Origin of the sequence: Bifidobacterium crudilactis (assembly GCF_000738005.1) — a bacterium.
In the GTDB taxonomy this organism is placed as follows: domain Bacteria; phylum Actinomycetota; class Actinomycetes; order Actinomycetales; family Bifidobacteriaceae; genus Bombiscardovia; species Bombiscardovia crudilactis.
This window is the reverse complement of the sequence record NZ_JHAL01000001.1, coordinates 264,910-289,913: the sequence shown is the minus strand read 5'-3', so window position 1 is coordinate 289,913 and position 25,004 is coordinate 264,910. Positions and strand designations below refer to the sequence as shown.

The following is a 25,004-nucleotide window of genomic DNA, read 5'->3' as shown; positions in this document are numbered from 1 at the left end:
AATAAATCATTCACGAGTAACAGATTATCCCAGGACGGGACACAGCAACAGGGTGAAAATCACCCTGCTCGTACGTTTGTGTAGGGATTGTTTTGGACACGCCCGACCACGCGCATGGACGATGGCGGTTTGGCGCCAAAAACTTCGCCATATACATGAAAATCCCTACACAAACGCATTATTCCAATGAATTTGTCTGCATCTGAAGCAGTTTTTCGACAGACCGGCATGGAAAAGCCGCGCCGCAGGATGCTTACCTGCGGCGCGGCCACGGTCATGTCTATGCTCATGCGGTCAGAACATGCGTTTTAGTTCCCGAACAACCCGTACGGGTCGGTCAGACCGCCGTCATCAGAACCACTTCCTGAACCGCTCCCCGAATCACCGTCAGAGCCGGAACCGCCCGAGTTGCCGCTGTCGTTGGAATCGGACTTCGACGATCCGGAAACCGCAGCCTCCTTCTGGTCCAAGGTCACACTGAGGTCCAGGGTTTTGCCGCTGCGCACCACAGTCAGGGTCACCTTGTCACCGAGTGCAGAGGCACGTACGAATCCGAGCAGTGCGTAATTGCTGTTCACTGCGTGGCCGTTGAAGGCGACAATCGTGTCGCCCGTTCTGACCCCGCCATTGGCCGCCGCGCTGCCGGAGGTGACCTTCGTGACCTGTGCGCCGGTGCGCGTCACACCATCAGCCTCCGCCGTGGCGCTCTGAATGGTGATGCCCAGCACCACATGCTGCACCGAACCGTTCTGGATGATTTCATTCGCCACACGCTTCACAAGATTCGAAGGAATGGCGAAACCAATGCCGATGGAACCTGCGCTGGAGCTGGTCGTCGCGGTAGAGGCAATCGATGAGTTGATGCCGATTACCTGCCCCGCGGCATTGAACGTAGGACCGCCCGAGTTGCCTGGGTTGATGGCCGCGTCAATCTGGACCGCGTTCGTCACAATCGTCGTGTTGGTGTCGTCCATAACCGAAACCGGGCGGTTCAAGGCGGATACGATACCGGTGGTGGCGGTATTGTCATACCCCAGCGGGTTGCCGATGGCCATGACGCTCTCACCGACGGCCAGGCTGTCCGAGTCGGCGAAAGTCACCGCCTGGAGGTCACTCGGCGGGTTTTCGATTTTGATGACCGCCAGATCCGTTGTGGTGTCGGTGCCGACAACCTTGGCAGAGTAAATCTGCCCGCTTGACAGGGTTACTTGAATTTTCGTGGCCCCCTCCACGACGTGGTTGTTGGTTACCACCTCACCTGACGTGTCGATGATTGCGCCGGAGCCTTTGGCCGTTCCACCCGAGACGACCGTGTCGATGGCTACCACCGAGTTCGAGACACTCTTGCTCACAGCCTCCCAATCGGCGGCTTCACCGGACTTTGCGGTCGCGCTCCCGGAACCCGAGGAATTCGAATTGATACCGGACAGGGATGAGGTCGTCGGTCCCGAAATCAAGCCGTTCGAGATGGCGGCCCAGCCCAGACCGAGCATCAGTGCGGCGCTGAGCACAGCGGCGATAACCGCCACCATCACCATGCTCAGCGTCTTGCTGCCGCCCTTGCCACCGCTGTTCTCGGCGTGGTTCTGCCCGGGTCCTTCCGGTGCCTGCGGCGGAATCTGCCCGCCGTCGGAGACTCCATATTCAGGCATGAAAGGATTGTTCTGCTCTTGAGGTGCACCGTATTGCGCATTCTGGCCTTGGGTCTCCTGAGGCTGCACATTGTCTTGCCTGGGAGCGTATGCGCCGTATTGCGGAGCCGGACGGTACTGGGTCTGCTGCGCGAACTGTTCGGTGGGCTGCGCCGGTTGCATCGGCTGAATCTGCTGCGTCTGCCCTGATTCGTATGAAGGCTGCGGGTGAACTTCGCCTCCATCCGAGGTCTGGTTCTGCTCCTGACCCTGGCTCTGTCCAGCTGATTCATCGGACCGTGGCGCCACGAAACCGTCATATCGCTGTGTACCGGCGCCCAGACCGCGAAGCGCAAAAGTGTCCTCACTATCCGCCGTTGGAACCACTCGGGTCTGCTGAGCGTCGTCTCCGCTTGCCGAATCGCCCGCATGCACGGTGGGCAGCGGAGTGGTCCGCTGAGTATTCAGGCTGTCGGACATCGACGGAATCGACGGGACACCGAAGTCCGTATAATTCTGCGTCTCCTGGGAGTCCTGAGGTGTGTTGTCGTTCTGCGGGTCCTGGGCGGCACCGTGCTCGCCGTTCACGCTTGCGTTGTTCACGTCGCTCTGCTCCGCATGCTTTTCCTGATTCGCTGCACCGTTACGGGCTATTGGGCTGGGCTGCCATGACGACTCATCGTGCGGACCCTTCCACGGATACAGATTATGTTCTTCTGCCATTGCTACTCCTTAACAACTTCCTGCGGTACGCATGCCAGGCGCACCGCAACGACCCCATTGGAGCCTCTCCGTGCCGCCTTCATTCAACTGCTATATAGAAGTAAAGATAGCGGTACTGGAAGTTTTCTGAGTGTTTGTTGTAAGAAGAGGGCGAATTCTCCACCGAAAACCACATAAAAGAAGGGATATTCCTTGATATACAGGCGCATCGCAGCTCCTCTGCCCCCGCGGCACAGCGGCTTTCACCCGGCTTCGTCCGGTTCCGCCTTGGGCTGACCGCAAGCCGTCCGGACGCCCAACAAAGGTCGGGAAATCAGGCCTTCCCCGCTACAGTGGTGTCCATGACACTGACTTTGAGCCCACTGGGATGCGCACCGGACCAGCCTGGAGATCGCAGAACATTCAGCTTCGACATCACCACACGTTTGGACGACAGCGTCCAAGGTCTTGGCAGAGGAGGAAAACGCCACGGCCGTACCGGGGTCATCCATACGCCGCACGGGGATATTCGCACGCCCGCTTTCGTGCCGGTCGCCACACAAAGCGCGATGAAAGGCGTGCTGCCGGAGCAGATGAAGGAATTAGGGGCACAGTGTCTGCTGTCCAACGCCTTCCACCTCTTCGAGCGACCGGGAGAAGATGTGCTGGACGAGGCGGGTGGTCTGGCCCAATTCATGAACTGGGACGGCCCCACATATACGGATTCAGGCGGCTTTCAGGTCCTCTCCCTGGGAGCGGGTTTCAAAAAGACCCTCGCCATGGACGTGAAGGGTATGAAATCTGACGATGTCATCGCCGACGGCAAGGAACGCATGGCCTTCGTCGACGAGGACGGCGTGACCTTCAAATCTCCCCTGAACGGCTCTCTGCATCGCTTTTCGGCAGAAATCTCGATGGGCATCCAGCATAAAATCGGTGCCGATATCATGTTTGCCTTCGACGAGCTCACCACACTGATGAACACCAGGAGCTATCAGGAGCAATCGGTCGACCGCACCTTCCGGTGGGCGCAACGCTGCGTATCGGAACACCGGAAACTGACCGCTTCAAGGGTGGGCAAGCCCTATCAGGCATTATTCGGAGTGGTGCAGGGCGCGAACTATGAAGACCTCCGCCGTCTGGCCGCCTCGCAAATCGCCTCGTTGGATTTTGACGGCGTGGGAATCGGAGGCGCCATCGAAAAGCAGCTGCTCGGCCAGACGTGTGCTTGGATATGCGACGAAATGCCTGAATCCAGGCCACGGCACGTTCTGGGCATCGCAGCCGTAAACGATATCTTCAATGCGGTGGAGAACGGTGGAGACACCTTCGACTGTGTCGCACCCGCACGCAATGGCCGCAACGGTGCCATTTTCACCCGTGACGGACGATGGAACGTGAAACGCGCCCAGTTCAAGCACGATTTCCGCCCGCTTGAGGACGGTTGCGACTGCTACACCTGCCGCAACTATTCCCGTGCATATGTGGACCATCTGCTCAGAGCACGCGAATTCAACGGATTCACCTTGGCGACCATCCACAACGAGCATTTCTTCGTCAAACTCCTTGACGATATTCGTGCCTCCATTGACGGCGGATATTTCGACAAGTTCAAGCAGGAGACGCTGGCACGTTTCTACGCGAACGGTTCGCGGGGCTGACGGTTCGCGGCATCGCCCGAGCCGCAGGGTCCTTGCTCTTCCTGCGGAACACGCTGACATTCGCACGGACTTGCACATCACGGATAGGTAGTGCTATTTTTGACGTTTGTCTGCGCGCGTGGCGGAATGGTAGACGCGCTGGCTTCAGGTGCCAGTGATCGCAAGGTCGTGGGGGTTCAACTCCCCCGCGCGCACGAGAGTGAAACCCTCGGAACTGTTGATTAATCAGCGGTCCGAGGGTTTTTCTTTACCCGCACCCATAGCCTCGTGCCCACGTTTTGCCCACACTGGGGATACGGTCACTTCAACTCAAGGTGATTCGAAACCTTCGCATCATAACGGCGGCAAGGCACCGGTCCAAGACCTCCTGAAAGATGGCGGTATGACAGAAACAGAAACCATTGCTCTGGTCGCTTTTTTCTTCGGACTCATGATATTCGCCGTGCTGTTCATCTTCAGCTGGGCCATCTACCACCGGCCGAAGTACCACTCGCTTACCGTGACGAAGCGTAATCTCACCCGCGACGCAGCAGGGCAGATGTCCTTCTCGCAGCACCCGGTCGACGACGATGAAGCGAAGGCGGTGCTGGAGATTATCGACGCACTGATTACGTGCCGCCGGTCATATGGTCCGCTCACGAAGCGCGCGCTGTACCTCTCCATTGTGGCGGTCGCGCTGTTCTGCGTCATGTTCAACCCGTATACCGTCTGGATTCGCATCGGCGTCGGCTTCGCGGTGGTGGTCGTCGTACTGCTGATGGTTTTCGCGGCATTGAAACCACTGCGCAATGCATTCAGAACAAACAAGTTGCTGACGGTCCATTTCGAAGAGTGGGCCAAGGAACATCCCGAATACAGCGAGAAGGCCCCGAAGCCCCGCCGCCGCCAGGATGAAACCGCGCAAAGCTACATATCTTCAGAACCGTCCGCTTCGAGCTATGCAGCGCCTCTCCCGACACAAGCATCTGGGCAACCCACAGGTAGCGGCACCTCATGGTCTTCAAGCCACGACGATGACAGCGAGCAACGGCCATGGCAGTGACAGGGCCTCCACCCGTTCTGCTGTGACTGTCTAGCCACTACGCGAGTTTTCCGTGCCATCCGCTTACCCGGGTGGCACGTTTGTTATGCCCTACGCGCATCCACGATGGCTCGCAATCCGCCGATTCCAAACCCACGCCTGTTACAGCAGACCCCTATCCGCATATCGCGACGTGAACCGCGATGCGAGAAGAGCACACGCCGCATTCCTGCCGCGGAGGGATACAGCCACTATGCGCAGCATGACGGCGCAACCCACCCGCTTGACAGGCCACTCCTGCATCCCAAATTTAATAACGGACGTTAATAACATACGACATGAATAGTTAACACTGTGAGATATGGTGTATAGTGTAGGTCGAACAGGGGGTGCGAATGACATTTGCAGACGAGGGATACCAGCAACTTATTCACTTAGCCGCTGAAAAACACTCGGAAATGATGAACCGGATGAGCCGGGACATGAAGGGCGAGCCCTTCGTCCTCGCACAACTCGGTCACAATGGCACGATGACGCCTTCCGAACTTGCCTCCGGCCTCGGAAGCAGCTCGGCCCGTATCAGCGCCGTACTCTCCTCCTTGGAGAAAAAGGGTCTTATCACAAGAGACATCGACCATGAGGATAGACGCAACATTCTGGTCACCCTCACGGAGGCGGGCCGGGAAGTAGGCAAACAACGCCACGAAGAGATGCATTCGGCCCTGTGCTGGGTCTTTGAACAGATGGGCGAGCGCAAAACCAAACAGTTCATCAAGTTGATGACGGAATTCACCACATACACCACACTGTGCCAGCCCGGCCAGCCTCGACCTTCCGAAGAGGAGATTGCTGAGGTATTTCACCAGCAGCGCATGAAGGCGGCCTCCACGAAGACATAAAGAGCGCATCCTCGAGGCCGCCGGACCTCCAATAAGCACCAGCACCCGCGCCGGTGTTGGTACGCCGCGACCGCGGGGCTGAAATTCCCGGCAGCAGACAGCCACGGTCTCGGCACCTATGGTGTCAATCTCCGCAGTACCGATTCACGAAGCCCTGAAGCGCCGACAGACTTACCGACCGGACTGTTTGGCGCGCTTCGCACTGCGCGTTCCCTGTCGCGTCAGGCGACGGGAACTTCTCCCGGACATCCTCGATGCCCGCTCTTCCTCTGTTCTTCCCCTGCTCTTCCTCCGTTATGCATGCGACGGTGTGTCCTCCATTCAGCAGCATGCATCTCATGATTCGGCAACCACTGAAAGGATTATTCGTGGTTCGTATATGCAAATATCTCTCTAAACGGGAAATAGGCCAGCTGTTCCTGGCTTTGGTGTTCATCGTCGCCCAGGTCTGGTTCGACCTGAAACTGCCCGACTACATGTCGGACATCACGCAGATGGTCGAACAGCCCGGGACGAAAATGTCCTCCGTCTGGTCCGCCGGAGGCAAAATGCTGCTGGTATCCCTTGGTTCGGTGATCTGCACGGTCATTACGGGATTCATCGTGGCCAGAGTCGCGGCATCCTTCACCCAGCGCATCCGCTCCATGCAATTCGCCAAAGTCGAGTCCTTCTCGACGGCAGAGCTGAACAAGTTCTCGACACCCAGCCTGATCACGCGTTCCACGAACGACATCACCCAAATCCAGATGTTCATCACCATGGGACTGATGATGCTGGTCCGTGCGCCGATCATGGCCGTCTGGGCCGTGCTCAAGATCGCAGGGAAGGGTTTCGAATGGACCTTGGCCACCGGCATCGCGGTCGCCGTGCTTATGGTGACCATCGGCACGCTGATGGTGCTGGTGATTCCTAAATTCCGCAGCATGCAGAAGCTCACCGACAACATCAACCTCGTTGCACGCGAGAATCTCGTCGGCGTGAGAGTCGTCCGCGCATACAACGCCGAGGATTACCAGGAGAACAAATTCGAGAAGGCCAACAATGACCTGACCGATACGCAGCTGTTCACCACACGCTCAATGGCGGTGATGATGCCCTTGATGAACACCGTGATGAACGGGTTGATGCTCGCGGTCTACTGGATCGGCGCATACCTCATCGAATCGGCCTCCATGGGAGACAAACTCACCGTCTTCTCGAACATGGTGGTGTTCTCGAGCTATTCGGTCCAGGTCATCATGGCCTTCCTGCTGATGAGCATGGTGTTCGTACTGCTCCCCCGTGCCGACGTGTCGGCCCAACGTATTCTGGAAGTGCTCGACACCGAACCGAGCATCATCGACGGGACGCGCACGCAAGGGGTCGACGGGCAACAGGGTCTCGTCGAATTCCGCGACGTGAGCTTCGCCTATCCCGATGCACAGGACAAGGTGCTCGAACACATCAATTTCAAGGTTGCCCAAGGTCAGACCATGGCGTTCATCGGCTCCACGGGATCAGGCAAAACCACCTTGCTGAATCTTCTTCTGCGATTCTATGACCCGACTTCCGGCACGGTCAGCGTCGACGGGGTCGATATTCGTGAATATCGTCTCAAGACCTTGCGCAGCAAGATTGGCTACGTTCCCCAGCAGTCCGTCATGTTCAGAGGAACGGTCGCTTCCAATGTCGCTTACGGCGACAAGGCCTCCGACGCCGATTCCGCGGAGCGGACCCTTGAAGACGTCAGGCACGCGTCCTCGGTCGCACAGGCCGCGGAATTCGTCGAAGGACTGCCGGAGGGCTACGACGCTCCTGTCGCCCAAGGCGGATCGAACTTTTCCGGCGGACAGAAACAGCGTCTTTCGATCGCACGGGCGGTATGGAGCAAACCGGAGATTCTGGTGTTCGACGATTCCTTCTCCGCGTTGGATTTCAAAACGGACAGAGAGGTACGCGACGCCCTGGCGAAGGAGACCTCAGGCAGCACCATGCTTATCGTCGCGCAACGTATCGGCACCATCATGAACGCGGACCAGATCATGGTCCTCGATGAAGGAAAAGTCGTGGGATTGGGAACACACAAGGAACTGCTGGATACCTGCGAGGTGTACAGGCAGATCGCAGAAGGACAGCTCAGCGAGAAGGAGCTCACGGCATGAGCGTATCCCTGCATGAGAAATCCGCACCCGACGGCATTGCCGCCGATGGCGACGGGGCCGTTCCTGGCGGTCGAATTCAGCGCTGGCGTATACAGCGCAAGGTTGAACGATGTGATGTGGCGTATGTCCGTTTGTCGGGCAGAAAGCTGGAGGATTGATGACTAGTACGAATGCACAGGCGCACAGCCGGGCGCCACGTCGCGGCGGCTTCGGCCCGGGACATGGCCCGGGAGGCGGAGGCCCCGCCGAGAAACCACAGAACTTCAAAGGGGTGCTGGGTCAGCTCCTGCACTTCACACGCAGCTACATCCCCGCCATCATATTCGCTTTGGTGCTGGGAGCGGTGGGAACGGTCTTTCAGATCATAGGGCCCGACAAGCTCAAGGACATCACCAATCTGGTGATGAAAGGCCTTCCCTCCTTGGTCCACGGCAAGCCGGTCGTCGGCTCGATTGACTTCACCCAGGTGGAGCATATCGCGTTCACCCTGGTCGCCCTGTATGTCGGCTACGCCGTGCTCACGTATCTGCAGAGCTGGATCATGGCGAACATCACCCAGGAGACGGCCCGGAAGATGCGCGATGCCATTTCGAAGAAGATCAACAAGCTGCCCTTGCGGTATTTCGATCGCGTGAGCTATGGCGACGTGCTCAGCCGCATCACGAATGACGTCGACACCATCGGCCAGACACTCGGGCAGAGCATCGGGGCGCTGATAACCTCGATCACCCTCTTCATCGGTTCGCTGATCATGATGTTCGCCAACAATGTCATCATGACTTTCGCGGCAATCGCTTCGAGCCTCGTTGGCATCGTGCTCATGCTTGTGGTGATGAAGTATTCGCAGAGCTACTTCGTGCGTCAGCAGGTGGCGCTCGGCGACGTCAACGGACATGTGGAGGAGAAGTACGCCGGGCACGTCATCGTGAAGTCCTACAACGGCGAGGAATCCTCCATCAATCAGTTCGAGAAGTACAATCGCGACCTCTACGACTCCGGTTGGAAGTCTCAGTTCCTCTCCGGTCTGATGATGCCCTTGATGAACTTCGTGGGCAATCTCGGATACGTGGTGGTCTGCGTCGTGGGTGCGGCCCTTGTGGTCAACGGTTCCATCACCTTCGGCGTCATCGTGGCCTTCATGATGTACGTCCGCCTGTTCACACAACCTTTGAGCCAGTTCGCTCAGGCATTCCAGAATCTTCAACGTACCGCGGCGGCATCCGAGCGTGTGTTCGAATTCCTGGACGAAGAGGAAATGTCCGACGAATCAGGGAAAGCCGCTCTCCTCGGTGAGAATGCCGACGGAAGTCCGAAGCAGCTTCGCGGCGATGTCGAATTCGACCATGTCAGCTTCGGCTACTCGCCCGACAAGACCATCATCCACGACTTCAGCGCACAGGTCAGCGCCGGGCAGAAAATCGCCATCGTCGGGCCGACCGGCGCAGGGAAAACCACGATGGTGAACCTGCTGATGCGCTTCTACGACGTTACGTCCGGGGACATCCTCATCGACGGCGTATCGACCGCAAGCGTTCCGCGCTGGAACGTTCACGACCAGTTCTCCATGGTGCTTCAGGACACCTGGATATTCCGCGGAACCATCCGTGAGAATATCGTCTACGCCAAAACGGGGGTCAGCGACGAGCAGGTCGTCAATGCCTGCAAGGCGGTGGGTCTGGACCATTTCATCCGGACGCTCCCCAAAGGTTATGACACTATGCTCGACGACAAGACCACGCTGTCGCAAGGACAACGACAGCTGGTCACCATCGCCCGAGCGATGGTCAAGAACGCGCCGATACTGATACTCGACGAAGCGACCAGCTCAGTGGATACGCGAACCGAGGAACTGATTCAGCAGGCCATGGATGCACTCACCGTGGGCAGGACCAGCTTCGTCATCGCCCACCGTCTGTCCACAATCAAGAACGCGGATATGATTCTGGTGATGCGCAGCGGCGATATCGTCGAACGTGGCACACACGAGGAGCTGCTCGCGCGCGGTGGCTTCTACGCCGACCTGTACAACAGTCAGTTCACGAACGCGGAACTGATGGCATAAACCGAATAACGCTCGCTTCGGGAAAATAGCCTTATTATATGCCGTTCTTCCCGAAGCACGTCACCACAACGCTACGAGAGTAACCAGACTCCTCGCCCGATTTTTCTCTCTACCATCGAGACACGAAGAGTGGAACAACGGAAGGGGAAATCATGTATTGGATTTGGACGCTTATCGTAGGTGCGATTATCGGCATCATCGCAGGGGCCATTACCAGCAAGGGCAAGTCGATGGGCTGGATCAGCAACATCATCGCCGGCCTGATCGGTTCGGCCGTCGGCCAGGCGCTGTTCGGCTCATGGGGACCACAGCTGGCGGGAATGGCACTGATTCCTTCGATTATCGGAGCTGTCATCGTCGTCGCAGTCGTGTCCTTCTTCGTCAGCAAGTCAAATAGCTGACGCTCTGCAGGTCATATAGCATCACATCGTCAGGCCGGTCGCCCCAAAGTTTGGGGCGACCGGCCTGACGTTTGTCCGACCTAACGTTCACGAATGGGACGCTCCTCGTCCTGACCGCCGATAACATACTCAACGACGACATGGCCGTACTCATGCGCGAGGCGCTCACGGATCGCGACGGCCGCATCCCTCCAGGCCGAGGTGGCCACACCGGCATCACCGACGATCGGAATCGCCACCCTCAGGCCTTTGCCCTGCCGAAACACCATGCATCTATGCCCTATGGTTTTCGAGGGGGACATATCACGCACGATTCTGCTGATCTCGAGCTGCATTCCCCCCGAGGTCAATATGCCGTTCGACAACTCCGTCCACGCCTGCCCGCACATCACCAAGGGGTCTTTGACCGTGAATATCGTCAGCACCAGGGTGATGAAGAAGTCGCCGGTGTACAGGAGGAATGCGAAGGGGGAATTCATCGGTATCTGCGACACCACCAGGGCCGCCACGCCGATGCCACCCGACATCAAGGCGTCGATTCTGGTATTGGTCGCCTCCACATCGAGCAGCGAGCTGGTGTCATGCAGGACGTGGTTTCTTCTCTGCAGATACGCATACAGGATGAAGCCGCAGGTGACCATGATGATCTCGTAGAAGATGACCGGGCCGATATTCATGGCTTCCCCTGTACCGTATCGCCAGTAGTCGTAAGCTTTGACGCTGACCTTCCATAGCGTCAGCGCCATCAGAGCGATAATCAACACCGATTTCGCCAGCATATACAGGGATTCAAGCGCGAAACGGCCATATGGGTATCGCTGGCTGCGTGTGGAGCTCGTACTGGAAATCGCGATGGAGACCAGCCCCGATATGACCGCGATGATGGTGAAGGCCGCATCCAGCAACAACGCCTGAATATCGGTAATCAGGTAGACCACGAGCCCCGCGACGCCCATGGCCCCGTTGATAACCGTGCCCACCAGCAGGGCGCGAGACTCGACATTGCGCGAGCGACGGTCCTCGGTCATCACCGGTCATCCTGGGTCTGTGCATCCAATGCACGAGCGACACTGGTGATCATGGCGCAGACCATCTGAATCTGTTCCTCGCTGTAGTCGCGGCTCACGCTCTCCAGAGCGGCGCGGATTGGCGCATCAATCGCACTGACGTCGTCGACGGCCTCGGGCGCGATGCTCACATGGCTGACCCTTCCGTCCAGGGCATCCCTCTCCCTGTTGACCAACCCCCTGCATTCGAGTTCACTGACCTTTTGCGATACGGAGGACTTGGCCACCCCAAGCGTTTCCGCGATGCTGCTCACCGTCGGATTGTCCATCTGACGTATCAGGTCCATGTAGAGCAGTCCGTTGTATGAAACTCCGCGATACAGACCGCTGGTACGCATACGCTTGAGTTCGTTGATCACGATGCTGTAGTACATCTGTCCGACGCATTCAACGAGGTCCATAATCCCCCAATCAGATAGTTCTATTTGCCTAACCATATAACCACAGTGGTCTTTTTCCGTGCAAGCATGTTCACAGTGTGCACACCATCGGATAGATTGATTGCGTGAATGCACAGTTCCGCAAAGCCCGGATTCGGCAGAGCAACATCTCCTGGCGAAGGCCGCTGACGATGATGCTCTCCACGCTGGTTCTGGGCGTCGCCACGGGACTTTCCTCGGGCCTGCTGGCTCTGCTGCTCAAATCCGTCGAGTCGCTGTTTCTGAACTTCAACGAGTCCCCATCCCTGCCAGGACCGTTCAATACGCCCTGGCTATGGCGTGCCGCGTCCGTGGTCATCGGCGGCATCATCGCCGCCGTCATATGGTGGCTGCTACGCAACCGCGCCAAAACGGTGCCCACCGTCGGGCAAGCCGTCAAAGGCAGGGACATGCCGGTGTGGCAAACCATCGTTCACGTCGCCACACAGATTTTCCTGGTCGGGACCGGAGCCTCGATCGGCAGAGAGGTCGCCCCACGAGAAGCGGGGGCCATGCTCGGCGGCCTATGGGTTCGGGCATGCAGACGCATCGGTCTGCGCGAGGATGACCGTCGTCTGCTCGTCGCAGCCGCGGCGGGCGCGGGCTTCGCCGGAATATACATATCCCCGCTGACCGGGGCGCTGTTCAGCATCGAGATTTTGCTCAAACGCATCACCACGACCACTGTGGCGGTGAGCTTCTCCATGGCTGCCATCGCCGCATGGGTCGGTGGCATGATTCACGGCACGGACCCTTACTATGCGACCGGCACTCAGGATTTTCAGACTCCACTGCTGCTGTTCGTCCTCATTGCGGCGCCTCTTGCAGGATATATCGGCGGCTGCTTCGCGAAAGCGACATCCTGGGCGGAACAACGCAAAACGACCGACGTCCACATCCTCTGGCAGCTACCGCTGGCGGCGTTGCTGACAGCCGTGGTATCGATATGGGGCCCTGCGGTGATGGGCAACGGCAGGGCGCTGGCCCAGATCGCCATGAACGCGACGCTATCACCCGCCGTCCTCAGCATCGTGCTGTTGGGAGCGGTCAAAGCCGTTCTGACGATTCTGACCATCCGTTCGGGCGCTTCGGGAGGAACGCTGACGCCTTCCATCGCTTTGGGCGCAAGCACGGGAGCCGCACTCGGAGCAGTATGGAATCTGGCGGCACAGAACATGACGGCGTCAGGAAGCACGCTTCCAGGCATTCCTATTTGGCAATGCGCTATCGTCGGAGCCGTAGCCCTGCTGTCGGCCTCCCAACAGGCTCCTCTGATGGCACTGATGATGCTGATGGAAATAAGCCACCTACCCATAACCGCTCTCGGACCGCTTGGACTGTCCACATGCCTGGGAGTCGTATCATCCCGCCTGGTACTGGCATCAAGCGTTTCAGGAGACTCCCAGCAAACTCCATCACCCTTCCTACCGAAATCCGACGGCCTCCCCAGACACTAAGGCTTTACTAGAGGTTGTCGAAGGAAGTCGAGCACAGCTCCTCGTGGTGCACCGCACTGACAGGAGACACCCGCCTCTCAGACCAGGAACCCGTTCCCCTTCTCAAGGTTCCCGAAAACCATAACTGAACCCTTCTTCTCTCTCCTCTATACAGTCAGGCTGGCGTCCCCCAACGCCAGCCTGACTGCTATCCCCGTCACATTGCGGTATCCATACCGCGCCACATCCCGGCATCCACACCGCGGCCGGTCACATCCCGTGGCAGTTGTCAACGTCATATCCACGACGACTTCCGGTTGTCGACTGCTCGATGCGCAAATCGGTAATTATTGTATATACAACTGTTGTATATACAAGGGTCTAGTCTGTTCGAGTGATACATCAGCAGGACCACCATGACGGGGCGGAGACGACGTCCCAACGCCCCCTATCGGGGAAAACCCCAAGTCCGCACGATGACCATGAACGTCATCATGCTCCTTTGGGACTCGAGATACGCTCGCTCAGCAATATGATCAGCAGGTATCTCAATGCGACGATGCCGGAAAGCGCCCGGACCGCCACCGGCGGCAATGTCCGGATCATCATGTTTCTCGCGCGGAACCAGGACCGCGACATATTCCAATATGACATCGAGGAACGTTGCTCCATAACCCCCTCCACCGCCTCAAGGGTGTTGAGCCTGATGGAGAAAAAGGGATTAATCGAACGGCAGGCAGTCGAAAGGGACGCGCGACTGAGAAGAATCGTGTTGACACCGTCCGCCTTCGACATCGTCGACGAGCTCAAACGGAATGCGAACGCCATGGAGACGACGCTGTTCGAAGGATTCTCACCCTCCGAAATGACCCGGCTCTCCTCATATTTCATACGCATGAGAAGCAATCTGCTGGATACGGGTCTGGTAAGCGGGTCCTGCACGAATCAGAGAAACGCAGAGAACGGGAGAAGCACATCATGACAGCGACCACCAGAACTGCCACAACCACCCCGAAACCACAGTCCCAACCGCAGTCACCGGCGCAGGAGCAGGGGGAAGGGCATAAGCAGCAAAGCCATACCATCAGCACGCTGTTGAGAAGCCTCAGGGAGTACCGAAAGGAAAGTCTGCTGGCGCCGACTTTCGTAGCCGTGGAAAGCGTTCTGGAAATCATCATTCCGACCGTCATGGCGCTGCTGATCGACAAGGGCATCTCCGGCAGGAGCATGCCGAACATCTGGCGTTTCGGACTGATGCTCATCGCATGTTCGGCCGTTTCGCTGAGCTGCGGGTTCCTAGCCGGCAGATACGCGGCCATAGCCTCATCCGGCCTGGCCAAGAATCTGAGGCACGACCTCTTCGATACAGTGCAGTCCTTCAGCTTCACCAACATCGACCACTTCTCCACAGGTTCCATCATCACCAGGCTCACCACGGATGTGACCAATCTCCAGAACGCATATCAGATGCTCATACGCCTCGGCGTGCGAGCGCCGATTATGGTCATCATCTCCTGGGTCTTCGCTTTTCGCATCAGCCCCTCGATATCCATGGTGTTCGTCGCCACGATACCCGTTCTCGGTATCGGGCTGTTCGCGCTGACCGTTATCGTGCATCCGGTATTCGAGAAGGTTTTCCACACCTATGACGAATTGAACAATGTCGTCGACGAGAACCTTCAGGGTATCCGCGTGGTCAAATCCTTCAACCGCGAAGAACACGAAGTCGGCAAGTTCTCGGCGATTTCGGAACGCATCTACCGATATTTCGTCAAGGCCGAGAAAACCATGAGCTTCAACATGCCATTGATGCAGCTGTGCATGTATGTGTCGATGATCGCCATCGCATGGTTGGGAGCCAATCAGATAGTCGCGTCCGGCAACAACAGCGCCAACGGCCTCAGCACGGGCGACCTTACCGCTTTGGTGACCTATGCCATGCAGATTCTCATGAGCATGATGATGCTTTCGATGATCTTCGTGATGGTCATCATCTCCAGGGCATCCGCCGAACGCATCCAGGCAATCCTCACCGAGGTCAGTACCGTCAGTGCACCGGATCATCCTCTGACCACCGTCGCGGATGGTTCCGTTGACTTCTCCGACGTCGGTTTCCGATATGCGGACAGCTCCGAAAACCCCGTCCTGGACTCCATATCGCTCCACATCGAATCAGGAACGACCATAGGCATCGTAGGAGGTACCGGTTCGTCGAAGTCCAGCCTGGTACAGCTCATCCCACGTCTCTATGATGTGACTTCCGGATCGTTGCGCGTAGGCGGGCATGATGTGCGTGAATACGATCTCGAAGTGCTGCGCGACCAGGTCGCCATGGTGCTGCAGAAGAACGTGCTGTTCAGCGGAACCATCAAGGAAAACCTGAGGTGGGGAAATCCCGACGCGAGCGATGCCGAACTCGTCCACGCCTGCAGGCTCGCTCAGGCAGACGAATTCATCACGGAGTTCCCCGACGGGTACGACACCTACATCGAACAGGGCGGAAGCAATGTTTCCGGCGGTCAACGCCAGCGGCTGTGCATCGCCCGCGCACTGCTCAAACATCCGAAGATTCTTATTCTCGACGATTCCACAAGCGCCGTAGACACCAAGACGGATCAGCTCATACGGGAAGCATTCAGCAGCGAAATCCCCGACACGACGAAAATCATCATCGCTCAGCGCATCGCCTCGGTGCAGGAGTCCGATGACATCATCGTGATGCAGGAAGGTCGCATCCTCGACCACGGCAACCATGAAGAGCTGCTGCGCACCAGCGAAGAATACCGCGAGATATACGAATCCCAGACCAGAAATTCCGGAGATGACAAGTGATGAGCACAACAACTTCGAAAGCGACCAAGGCAGCGGACGCCCCGTCGGCAGAACACCGCAGCGCGCCGAAAGCCGCACCTGGAACCACCAAACGACTGTTCGCCTACATATTCACCTATAAATGGCGAGTCACCGCAATCATCGTCTGCATCCTGCTTTCCGCGGCGGCTCAGGCCGGATCGGCATTGTTCCTGCAAACGCTCATCGACACCTATATCCTGCCGCTCGTCGGTGTCGACAATCCAGACTGGATGCCCCTGATCGAAGCGCTGATTCTCATGGGGTGCCTCTATGCGGTCGGCACATTGAGCACCTGGCTGTACAATTGGCTTCTGGTCGGCGTCGAACAAGGCACCCTCAAGCAGATACGCGACGAGATGTTCGCCCATCAACAGCTGCTTCCCATCAGGTATTTCGACACTCATGAGCATGGCGATGTCATGAGCCGATACACCAATGACACCGACACGCTCCGTCAGGCCATCAGCCAATCCTTCCCCCAGATGTTCTCATCGGCCGTCTCGGCCCTGGCAGCCCTCGCGGCGATGCTATGGCTGTCGATTCCCTTCACGGTGTTCACGCTGCTGTTCACGGTGGTCCTTATCGTGGTGGTCCGGGTGCTTGTCACCAGGAGCGGTCGGTATTTCATGTACCAGCAGCAGTCCATAGGCGACGTCAACGGCTTCGTCGAGGAGGCCGTCAACGGTCAGAAGGTCATCAAGATCTTCAACCACGAGCATGCTTCCGCGGCAACCTTCGCCGAGAAAAACGAGAAGCTCTTCGAGGCCAGCACTCAGGCAAACATCTACGGCAACATCACGATGCCCGTGGTGGGCAACATGGGCTATCTGCTCTATGTGCTGCTGGCCATCGTCGGTGGCATCGCAGGAATCGCAGGATGGGGCAACATCGGGCTTTCAGGTGCCGGCGCATTGACCTTGGGAACGCTCATTTCCCTGCTGACGCTTTCCAGGTCCTTCATCAACCCCATAGGCCAGGTATCCATGCAGTTCAACATGGTGATGATGGCGTTGGCAGGCGCATCACGGATCTTCGCGCTGATGGATGAGCCGGTGGAGCAGGACGACGGCACGGTCACTTTGGTCAACGTCACCATCGACGACAACGGAGAACTCAGGGAGTCGCAAGAAGCCACCCAGCACTGGGCATGGAAACGACAGGCCGACGATGACGGCACGCATTCGATGCAAGCGGCCGGCCAGCTCAGCCCCCGTGCAGCAGAGGTGGCACAGAAGGCAAGGGAAAGCTCCGTCACCTCCGCCGATGGGCGACTTACCCTGCTGCGTGGGGACGTCCGCTTCACCGATGTGACCTTCGGATACAATCCCTCCAAAGCGGTGCTGCACGACATCACGTGGTTCGCCAAGGCAGGGCAGAAAGTCGCGCTCGTGGGCGCGACCGGCGCGGGGAAGACCACGGTGACGAATCTGATCAACCGTTTCTATGACATTCAGCAAGGGCAGATACTGTACGACGGCATCGATGTCAGCCACATCCGCAAGCCCGACCTCAGGCATTCCCTAGGAATCGTCCTGCAGGATGTGAATCTCTTCACCGGCACGGTGATGGACAACATTCGCTACGGTCGTTTGAACGCCACCGATGCGGAATGCGTCGAGGCGGCGAAGCTGACCAATGCCGACGGTTTCATCCGTATGCTCCCGGACGGCTACCAGACCGTCCTGCAGGGCGACGGCAGCGGACTTTCCCAGGGCCAGCGTCAGCTGATCTCCATCGCGAGGGCCGCCGTAGCGGACCCACCGGCGATGATTCTCGACGAGGCCACATCCTCCATCGATACCCGCACCGAATCAGTGGTGCAGCAGGGCATGGACGCGCTGATGAACAACCGCACCGTGTTCGTTATTGCGCACCGTCTGTCGACCGTGCGCAATGCGGATGTGATTATGGTGCTCGACCACGGCGCGATCATCGAACGGGGCACGCATGATGAGCTGATCGCACAACGCGGTCAGTACTATCAGCTGTACACGGGCGCGTTGGAACTGGAGTGACCATGTGCACCTGCGACGCCCGATAACTGCACTACAAGGACAGCTTTGCGGAGAAATTATCACCACATTGCTGTCCTTGTAGTGCAGTTATCACCTCCCATATGAATAATGCCCGCGAAACGGATGAACACTGCTATGATGTAGCCGCTATTGAAGCGCAATCAAGGGGAGATTATGTTAGCTTTATTCATCATTCTTATGCTGCTGTGGATTGTCGGCGGAATCGCAGGCCTCGCCGTCAAGGGTCTTATCTGGCTGTTCTTCGTGTCGCTCGTGCTGTTCATCATCACGGCCATCTGGGGATTCGTCAAAGGCGTGTTCTCCAAGAAGAACTGAGCCCGGTCTTTCAGCAATAGGATACCTGCTTCAACAGGACAGTTTTCGTCGGAAAATCACCGATGAGGCTGTCCTGTTGAAGCAGGTATCGTATTCAGTGCAAGGTTCGAGTGCACTCAGTGCACGGCCCGGTCGAAGAAATCAAGAATCGTCCTCACATATGAGGACATCGCCGCATTCGGCATGCCGAAGAGTTCGTGCCTGCTGTCTTCCACCCTCACCAGCTCGGCATGGCAACCGCCTTCCTGCACCTGCTCCACGAACTGCCGTTCCTGCCGTTCCAACACATAATCGTCATTGGTGGCTTGCAGCAGCAGCATCGGCGTTTCGATGCGATCACAGTTCGACTGCCGCAGCAGCGATCTCGACATGCGCAGCGCCTCCCTGACCCAGGCGAAGGTGGCGGCGCTTGTCTGGTACTCGATGTGCTCGGTGCGCAAGGATTGGAACCATTCGATACGATTCGCGCTGGCCCTTCGATAGTCCCGTTCGTCGATGGCCTGAGAAAACGGGGCGTGCCCGGGCACCATGCGTGAGGAAAAACCAGCCATGCAGGCAGCACCGACAACCATCGGAGCGAGCAGCATCGGCATCCCTGTACGCGGGGCAATCATCGGCGACGACAACACGGCCTTGTCGAACAGCGTCGGATAGCGTTGCAGTACCCCGGCGCCGATGGCACCGCCCATGGAGTGTCCGAAGAGATAGACGGGCCGACCTCCGGCAAGCTCCTGGGCCACACTGGAACAGAAATGCGACAGGTCCTCGACATAGCGGTGCCAATCGTCGATCGATACCAGATTCGGGTCCTGCACATCCCTCACCGAGAAGCCATGCCCGCGATGCTCCAGCACGCATACGGAGTACCCGGCCAGGAGGAAATACCAGACCATTTCATCGTATTTTTCGGCGAACTCCGTGAAACCGTGGGAAATCACCACCACGCCACGCAACCTCGCGGACGCTTCGCTTCGATGCAGGCCATCGAAGTCCTCGGCCGGATAGCACACATAGTGCAGTTTCCCGTTCTGATGTGGAGCATGGCCCTGCAACGAGGGCGATGCCTCCATCCATCCTTCGACCCGACAGGATTCCAAGGCGGGCACCACGGTCGTGTTCATGATTTCGGCGTAGTGACTCTCATCGAGAAGTTCGAATTGCATACGTCCACGCTACAACCCAGGGGCCACCAGTTGGTAGGCGGTGCCGCTACATGAGTTTGGTGCTCGCCAGGCTTCTGTTCACCCAGGCGTTGAAACGCACCATCGGACGTCGCAGAACCAGCCCCAGGAACAGCGTAGGAATGAGGAAGAGGGCGAGCGCGCCCATCGCTTCCCAATATTCCGCGCCATACGAGTCGGTCATCGCTGCGTGCATCGCGTCGATTGCATGGGGGAAGGGAAGGAAGGGATACACCGCCCTGAAGAATCCCGGCAGCATCTCTATGGGGAATGTGCCTCCGGAGCCGGCGACCTGCATCACGAGCAGCACCACGCACAGCGCCTTGCCCACATCCCCGAAGGACAGGGTCAGGGTGTACATGATGGCGGAAAACACCAGGGCGCACATCCACGCGACCAGCAGGAACTTGAATGCATGGTTGGCCTGAACCCCGAGATAGAACAGGTCGCCCAGAGCGACCAGACCTGCCTGGAACAGCGCGATGACCAGGAATATCAGGTATCGGCCGAAATACCGCTGATGGGCCTTCAACTCGCTCTGCGCGCCATGTCGCCTATCGCGTTCGTGTTGCCCGATGTCGTCCAGTCCCAGAACCGCCCTGCGCTGCCTATCCGATATGTTCACGGACACCATCGCCACGAGGATGACGCTGCCCACCCATATGGACAGCACGGTGTAGAAAGGCGTCATCGCCGAACCGTAGTTCGCAATCGGATAGACCGCTACCCGGTGCAAGGCGACAGGAGAAGACAGCAGCGTCGCGAGTGCGTCGGGGTCGGATGAGCTCAACTGATCAAGGTTCGCGGGATTGCCGTTGTTGTATGCCGCAGTAAGCCTGTTGCCGAAATCGGATAGCTTCCCGGATGCGGTTGCCAAGGCATCGGCTCCCTTGTCCAGGTCCGTCCGGATTGCGCCGATGCTCCCCAGCAGACTGTCCGACAGCTGCGTCACGCCCCCGGCCGTATCGCCCAAATCTCCGACGATGGCCGTGCTCTGGGCGATGAGGGCGTTCACGGAGGTGTTGAGTTCCTTGAGCTTCGGTTTGAGATTGTCGTCGTAATCCGAAGAAAGCGAGGCCACGGCGGCACGGGCTTCGGCGATGCGCTGCTTGGTCGTCTGCTGGGCGCTTTGCAGGGATGCATTGTTCTGCTTGACGCTGCCGGCGGCGGCGCCCAGACTGTCGGCGACGCCGTTAAGCGACTGCTGCGCGGACTTTGCGCGATCCGAAGCCTGCTGAAGTGCCTGTTTCAGGTCCGCCTGCTCGGTTGATTGGGCCTGCTTGGCGAGGTCGTCCGCAAGACTTCCGAAACCTTCTGCACCGGAATTCACCGTGCCTTGCAAAGAGGTCATCTGGTCCGCGACCGCGCTCGACTGTTTCCCCGCGCTGGCGAGGGCACTGTCTATCTGCGTGGATACCTGCCCGTATGCGGAGTCGGCTTGTGTGAGCGCGGCGGAGAGCGCGTTGCCGCTGGAATTCAACGTGCTTTCGAATGCGCTCATACCGTCCGAACCCTGCTTCAGCGCGGCGGATGCACCGTCAGCCGATTTTCCCGTTTGGGTGAGCAGGGCATTCGTGGAGGTGATAATCGACTGCGAGGATGACAGCAGGCTCGAATACGCGCGCAACTGTTCGCTGGCGCTATTGAGCTGTCCCGCCAAATCTCCCACATGCCCCGTCGCGGCATTTACATACTGCTGCATCTCCGGGCTTTTGGCGTATTTCAGCAGGCTTGAGGCCATATCCAAGCCGACCGTCCCGATGGTTTTCGCAAAACTCTGGTCGATGGTCGTGGTCAGGGCATCGGCACCCTGACCGGTGATGTGCGGAGCTATGGCATTCGATTTCTCATTGATGACGTATTCCAGCTTCGCATGGGTGACTTCGGATGAAAAGAGCGTCATCATATCGGCACTGAATTGCTTCGGTATGATGATGGCCGCATAGTACTGCCCCGAAGCGACGCCGTCCCTGGCTTCGGCGCTGTCCGTGAACTGCCAGTTCAGTGAGTCGTTGGCCCGGAGTTTGTTGACCACCGTTTCGCCGACATTGATGCGAATCGGCATCAGATCCGAAGAGTATCCTCGGTCTTCGTTGGCCACGGCCACCTTCAGATCCTTGGTATTGCCGTAGGGATTCCAACTCGCAGCGATGTTGAACCACGCGTACAGGGCGGGAACCACTATCAGCCCGATCAGGACGATGACGCCGATGACGTTCCTGGTCAGGTTCCGAAGGTCACGGGCGAATATCCGCCATATTGCACTCATGAGTCCTCACCCCGATTACCTTGTGCCCCTCGAGTCTCTGAGGGCTCCCGCGTCTCGTGCGGCACGGTCGTCTCGTCCGTTCCGTCCCTTTCGCCCTGCGACTCGGCTTCGGGCTCGGCTTGCACTGCACTGCCGTCCTCGGACGTCGCCATCGGAGGAAGAACCATGGTGCTCTCGGCATCACCGTGGTCACCGGGTCGCATCGTCCGGACATGCTCATCTTCCCCTGCGGACTTGTCTGGAGCATCTCCCGGCCTTGCTCCGACGGGCAGCTCTTTTGCTACGACGCTGCTGTATCCGACCTGTTTGATGAAACTGTCACGCATGTATTCCACGACGATGAGATAGAAGTCAATCAGAATAATGGACACTATCCACAAGGTGAGCATCACGATTTTGGCTTCGACGCTGAACAGCAGCACCAGGAACACCACCGGCAGCACGACGACCATGATCAGACCGGTACGCACCAGACTCGGGTACAGGGCGAGGAAACGGTGTGCGCGTTGCGAAATACGCTTACGATACTCTCCCGAATTCGCGAATATCTCCAGAATGGAACCCATGCCGATCGAATCGCGTTCCCCATGACTCTGCTCGGTGATCAGCAGATCGGTGGCCGCAAGCCTGCGGTCGAACATCGCATTGAGATTGGCCAGCACTTTCTTGCCGAGGATGCCGACTACCAGCGCAACGGGCAGATACCAGAACACCGCAAGCATATTCCCCCAGTAGTGGCTGCGGTACATCCCTCCGATGGTCTCTCTCATCGCGTTGATTCCATAGGTGAAGGGCAGCCAAGGGCTGAGATTGCGGAAGAACTGAGGCATGAGCTCGATCGGGTACATACCGGAAGACCCCGGTATCTGGAGGATGAGCACCACGACTGCTATGGCCTTGCCGATATGCCGCAGTGCCGAAGCCAAGGCATAGATGATGTTCACGTAGACCAGAGAGATGAAGGCTCCGGCAAGGATGAACAGCGCCGGTCTCTCGTTCTGCACGCCGATGACCAGATCGCCGATGGTCACGATCAGAGACTGCAGTATGCCGATGAGACTGAGCAGCAGGCCTCTGCCGAGATACGACTGCGCGGCGTTCATCTTGTCGAGACCTTCACGGTCCACTTCGAGCTTGTAGATGGCGATGATGACGAAACCGCCCACCCAAAGGGCCAGATTCGTATAGAAGGGTGTGACCGCCGAACCGTAGTTGCCGATCGGATAGACCACCGTCGTTCTCAGAGCCACGGGTGAGGCCATGAATTCGCCGATGCCGTTCTCGTCGAGATCGAGCAGCGACGACAGCTTCTGCATCACCGCCGAGCTGCCCAATGCGGCGATATCATCGCGGACGGACGTCAGGCCGCTTTTCACCGAGGCCAGCGACGCCTCGGTGGAGGCCATGGTCGTCCGTGTCTGATCCATGGTGCTGATGAGCTGTCCCATCAGGGCCTTGGACTGCGAAACCGTCGAGGACAGACCGGTCATCGTTCCGGAAAGCGTGCCTGTCATCGCGGAGAAGTTGTCCATGCCATTAAGCAGACCTGGGACCACCGTGCCGGATATGTTCGCACTCGCCGTGTTGAAAGCGGCCACACCACTGTTCGTCGAAGTCGAGACAGCCTGCGAGAGATTCGTCGCGGCGGATTTTCCCGAGTTGATGATCGTCGACGAAGAGTTCTTGAAAGCATCGAGATGCTGCTGCTGAACGGTGTTGGCGTCCTGAAGCTGCTGAATCTGAGCTTCGATGGCTTTGTACAGATCGTCGCTGTTGTCGAGTCCCGACTCTTCCAGAGCCGTTCTGAGTCGCGCAATCGCCTGGTCGTTGGCATCGATGACGTTGCCCACCGCAGCGTTCACCTGGTCTACAGCTCTTCCGGCATCGTTGAATCCTCCGACAACGGTTCCCGAAAGCGCGTTGGCGTCGACTGCCATGCCCGAAAGCCCGGTGGACGCGTTGCCCAACCCTGTGAGCAGGGTGTTGGAGAAGGTGAGCGAACTGCTCCGGCTTTGCTCCAGCACACTCCGGGTGTTCTGCAGGGTCTGCTGGGCTGTGGCGATCTGAGCGATCAGCTTGTCCGAATCCTGTTGGGCCGAGCGAATATCCTCCGTGGCCTGCTGCATGGTTTGCGAAACATCGGCAAGGGTCGACTGCACATGAGCGATGTTATCCACCGCCGCATTGAGGTCGGCGGTCACCGATGCCCTGGCCTGCGTGCCTGATGAGTCGATGATTCCCGCGGCGTTCGTGATGTTCTTCACCACGACGTCGCTGACCGTGGAGATGAAGGTGGCGTCGATCTGCTCTTCGATGGTGCTGGCGCCCGTATCAGTGACCTTGGGCGCGACGGCGTTCTTCTTTTCGTTCACGTAATACTGCAAGGAGGCACGGGAGGATGTGCCGTCGAGCGAAGATATCAGGCTGCGGCTGAAATCCTTCGGGATGACGATGGCAGCGTAATATTCGCCTGAATGCACACCTTCGACCGCCTGTTCTCGGTCGACGAAGGTCCATCCCAGCTGATGATCGCTCTTCAGCTTCTGCACGACCTGCTTGCCGGCGTTGAGATCCCCTGCGATATCGGATGTATACCCCGTATCCGCGTTGGCTACGGCCACCTTGATATTGCCGGTATTCGCATACGGGTCCCAGTTGGCAATGATGTTGAACCATGCGTACAGAGACGGGATGATGATTACCCCCAGGGTGATCACCACGGCCACAGGGTTGCGCACCAAACGAATGACATCACGAAAGAAGATGCGTGACACAGCCTTCAACCGATCGCCCCCTTAGCGCACATTGCCCGAATTCAACATCACTCTACCGCCGCCATCGGCCATCAGGCTTTGGCTGTGTCCGGAAGATGAGGGACGCCGGACACCTGAAACCCACCGTATGCGGTAT

18 protein-coding genes and 1 tRNA gene are annotated in these 25,004 nt (G+C 58.1%); 13 read left to right on the top strand and 6 right to left on the bottom strand.

Going from position 1 to position 25,004, the window contains the following annotated elements; all coding sequences use genetic code 11:
- Positions 1–308: 308 nt before the first annotated feature.
- Positions 309–2,354: a trypsin-like peptidase domain-containing protein gene (locus tag DB51_RS01115; protein ID WP_084674468.1), complete on the bottom strand. Its 2,046-nt coding sequence runs from the start codon at positions 2,352–2,354 to the stop codon at positions 309–311.
- 341 nt (positions 2,355–2,695) lie between these two features.
- Between DB51_RS01115 and tgt the strand changes: the two genes are divergently transcribed.
- From tgt to DB51_RS01075, 8 genes are all read left to right on the top strand, one after another.
- Positions 2,696–3,994, top strand: a complete 1,299-nt coding sequence (gene tgt, locus DB51_RS01110) for a tRNA guanosine(34) transglycosylase Tgt (RefSeq protein ID WP_034251104.1) — start codon at positions 2,696–2,698, stop codon at positions 3,992–3,994.
- 112 nt (positions 3,995–4,106) lie between these two features.
- Positions 4,107–4,188: transfer RNA gene (locus tag DB51_RS01105), tRNA-Leu, on the top strand.
- A 188-nt stretch (positions 4,189–4,376) separates the two neighbouring features.
- A complete protein-coding gene (locus tag DB51_RS01100; RefSeq protein WP_034250761.1) occupies positions 4,377–5,036 on the top strand; it encodes a hypothetical protein in 660 nt (219 codons plus the stop codon).
- A gap of 449 nt (positions 5,037–5,485) precedes the next feature.
- Positions 5,486–5,914: a MarR family winged helix-turn-helix transcriptional regulator gene (locus DB51_RS01095; protein WP_238548264.1), complete on the top strand. Its 429-nt coding sequence runs from the start codon at positions 5,486–5,488 to the stop codon at positions 5,912–5,914.
- Positions 5,915–6,282: 368 nt separating this feature from the next.
- Positions 6,283–8,055, top strand: coding sequence for an ABC transporter ATP-binding protein (locus DB51_RS01085; RefSeq protein WP_034251100.1), 1,773 nt, complete (start codon positions 6,283–6,285; stop codon positions 8,053–8,055).
- Positions 8,052–8,213 carry a hypothetical protein gene (locus DB51_RS10115; protein WP_156958171.1) on the top strand — a complete coding sequence of 54 codons (162 nt, stop codon included), beginning with the start codon at positions 8,052–8,054 and terminating at the stop codon, positions 8,211–8,213. Before DB51_RS01085 ends, DB51_RS10115 begins: the two co-directional genes overlap by 4 nt.
- The gene (locus tag DB51_RS01080) at positions 8,213–10,117 is read left to right on the top strand and encodes an ABC transporter ATP-binding protein (protein WP_084674467.1); all 1,905 of its coding nucleotides are present in this window, start codon (positions 8,213–8,215) and stop codon (positions 10,115–10,117) included. The genes DB51_RS10115 and DB51_RS01080 overlap by 1 nt, the downstream gene beginning before the upstream one ends.
- Before the next feature lie 152 nt (positions 10,118–10,269).
- A complete protein-coding gene (locus DB51_RS01075; protein ID WP_034250759.1) occupies positions 10,270–10,518 on the top strand; it encodes a GlsB/YeaQ/YmgE family stress response membrane protein in 249 nt (82 codons plus the stop codon).
- Positions 10,519–10,598: 80 nt separating this feature from the next.
- Here the strand turns inward: DB51_RS01075 and DB51_RS01070 are convergent, their stop codons facing one another.
- Positions 10,599–11,546: a cation transporter gene (locus DB51_RS01070; RefSeq protein WP_051867126.1), complete on the bottom strand. Its 948-nt coding sequence runs from the start codon at positions 11,544–11,546 to the stop codon at positions 10,599–10,601.
- Positions 11,546–12,022, bottom strand: coding sequence for a MarR family winged helix-turn-helix transcriptional regulator (locus tag DB51_RS09655; protein ID WP_084674466.1), 477 nt, complete (start codon positions 12,020–12,022; stop codon positions 11,546–11,548). Before DB51_RS09655 ends, DB51_RS01070 begins: the two co-directional genes overlap by 1 nt.
- A gap of 68 nt (positions 12,023–12,090) precedes the next feature.
- On the opposite strand from DB51_RS09655, the gene DB51_RS01060 reads away from it, so the two are divergent.
- The 5 genes from DB51_RS01060 to DB51_RS10325 all read left to right on the top strand — a co-directional run bounded on the left by DB51_RS01060 (position 12,091) and on the right by DB51_RS10325 (position 18,644).
- On the top strand, positions 12,091–13,461 hold the full coding sequence (locus DB51_RS01060) for a chloride channel protein (protein WP_202961977.1): 1,371 nt from the start codon (positions 12,091–12,093) through the stop codon (positions 13,459–13,461).
- 373 nt (positions 13,462–13,834) lie between these two features.
- Complete coding sequence (locus tag DB51_RS01055) at positions 13,835–14,422, top strand: MarR family winged helix-turn-helix transcriptional regulator (RefSeq protein ID WP_156958170.1); 588 nt, start codon at positions 13,835–13,837, stop codon at positions 14,420–14,422.
- Positions 14,419–16,272, top strand: coding sequence for an ABC transporter ATP-binding protein (locus tag DB51_RS01050; RefSeq protein WP_034250758.1), 1,854 nt, complete (start codon positions 14,419–14,421; stop codon positions 16,270–16,272). Before DB51_RS01055 ends, DB51_RS01050 begins: the two co-directional genes overlap by 4 nt.
- Positions 16,272–18,308, top strand: coding sequence for an ABC transporter ATP-binding protein (locus DB51_RS01045; protein ID WP_034250757.1), 2,037 nt, complete (start codon positions 16,272–16,274; stop codon positions 18,306–18,308). The genes DB51_RS01050 and DB51_RS01045 overlap by 1 nt, the downstream gene beginning before the upstream one ends.
- A gap of 174 nt (positions 18,309–18,482) precedes the next feature.
- Positions 18,483–18,644 (top strand): membrane protein, encoded by a 162-nt coding sequence (locus DB51_RS10325; RefSeq protein WP_034250756.1) that lies wholly within the window; start codon positions 18,483–18,485, stop codon positions 18,642–18,644.
- 116 nt (positions 18,645–18,760) lie between these two features.
- Here the strand turns inward: DB51_RS10325 and DB51_RS01035 are convergent, their stop codons facing one another.
- Genes DB51_RS01035 through DB51_RS01025 form a run of 3 tightly spaced genes read right to left on the bottom strand, consistent with a single transcriptional unit; the run spans position 18,761 to position 24,877 of the window.
- Entirely contained in the window at positions 18,761–19,807 is a 1,047-nt protein-coding gene (locus tag DB51_RS01035; protein ID WP_034250755.1) for an alpha/beta fold hydrolase, read from the bottom strand.
- A 46-nt stretch (positions 19,808–19,853) separates the two neighbouring features.
- Positions 19,854–22,094, bottom strand: coding sequence for a YhgE/Pip domain-containing protein (locus DB51_RS01030; protein WP_034250754.1), 2,241 nt, complete (start codon positions 22,092–22,094; stop codon positions 19,854–19,856).
- Positions 22,091–24,877 (bottom strand): YhgE/Pip family protein, encoded by a 2,787-nt coding sequence (locus tag DB51_RS01025; protein ID WP_051867124.1) that lies wholly within the window; start codon positions 24,875–24,877, stop codon positions 22,091–22,093. The genes DB51_RS01030 and DB51_RS01025 overlap by 4 nt, the downstream gene beginning before the upstream one ends.
- Between the last annotated feature and the right edge of the window lie 127 nt (positions 24,878–25,004).

Excerpts from the sequence above, each read along its gene's own strand:
- DB51_RS01070 (WP_051867126.1), bottom strand. The coding sequence starts at position 11,546 with ATGACCGAGGACCGTCGCTCGCGCAATGTCGAGTCTCGCGCCCTGCTG.
- tgt (WP_034251104.1), top strand. The coding sequence starts at position 2,696 with ATGACACTGACTTTGAGCCCACTGGGATGCGCACCGGACCAGCCTGGA.
- DB51_RS01030 (WP_034250754.1), bottom strand. The coding sequence starts at position 22,094 with ATGAGTGCAATATGGCGGATATTCGCCCGTGACCTTCGGAACCTGACC.
- DB51_RS01045 (WP_034250757.1), top strand. The coding sequence starts at position 16,272 with ATGAGCACAACAACTTCGAAAGCGACCAAGGCAGCGGACGCCCCGTCG.
- DB51_RS10115 (WP_156958171.1), top strand. The coding sequence starts at position 8,052 with ATGAGCGTATCCCTGCATGAGAAATCCGCACCCGACGGCATTGCCGCC.
- DB51_RS01095 (WP_238548264.1), top strand. The coding sequence starts at position 5,486 with ATGAGCCGGGACATGAAGGGCGAGCCCTTCGTCCTCGCACAACTCGGT.
- DB51_RS01075 (WP_034250759.1), top strand. The coding sequence starts at position 10,270 with ATGTATTGGATTTGGACGCTTATCGTAGGTGCGATTATCGGCATCATC.
- DB51_RS01115 (WP_084674468.1), bottom strand. The coding sequence starts at position 2,354 with ATGGCAGAAGAACATAATCTGTATCCGTGGAAGGGTCCGCACGATGAG.
- DB51_RS09655 (WP_084674466.1), bottom strand. The coding sequence starts at position 12,022 with ATGGTTAGGCAAATAGAACTATCTGATTGGGGGATTATGGACCTCGTT.
- DB51_RS01035 (WP_034250755.1), bottom strand. The coding sequence starts at position 19,807 with ATGCAATTCGAACTTCTCGATGAGAGTCACTACGCCGAAATCATGAAC.
- DB51_RS01050 (WP_034250758.1), top strand. The coding sequence starts at position 14,419 with ATGACAGCGACCACCAGAACTGCCACAACCACCCCGAAACCACAGTCC.
- DB51_RS01080 (WP_084674467.1), top strand. The coding sequence starts at position 8,213 with ATGACTAGTACGAATGCACAGGCGCACAGCCGGGCGCCACGTCGCGGC.
- DB51_RS10325 (WP_034250756.1), top strand. The coding sequence starts at position 18,483 with ATGTTAGCTTTATTCATCATTCTTATGCTGCTGTGGATTGTCGGCGGA.
- DB51_RS01100 (WP_034250761.1), top strand. The coding sequence starts at position 4,377 with ATGACAGAAACAGAAACCATTGCTCTGGTCGCTTTTTTCTTCGGACTC.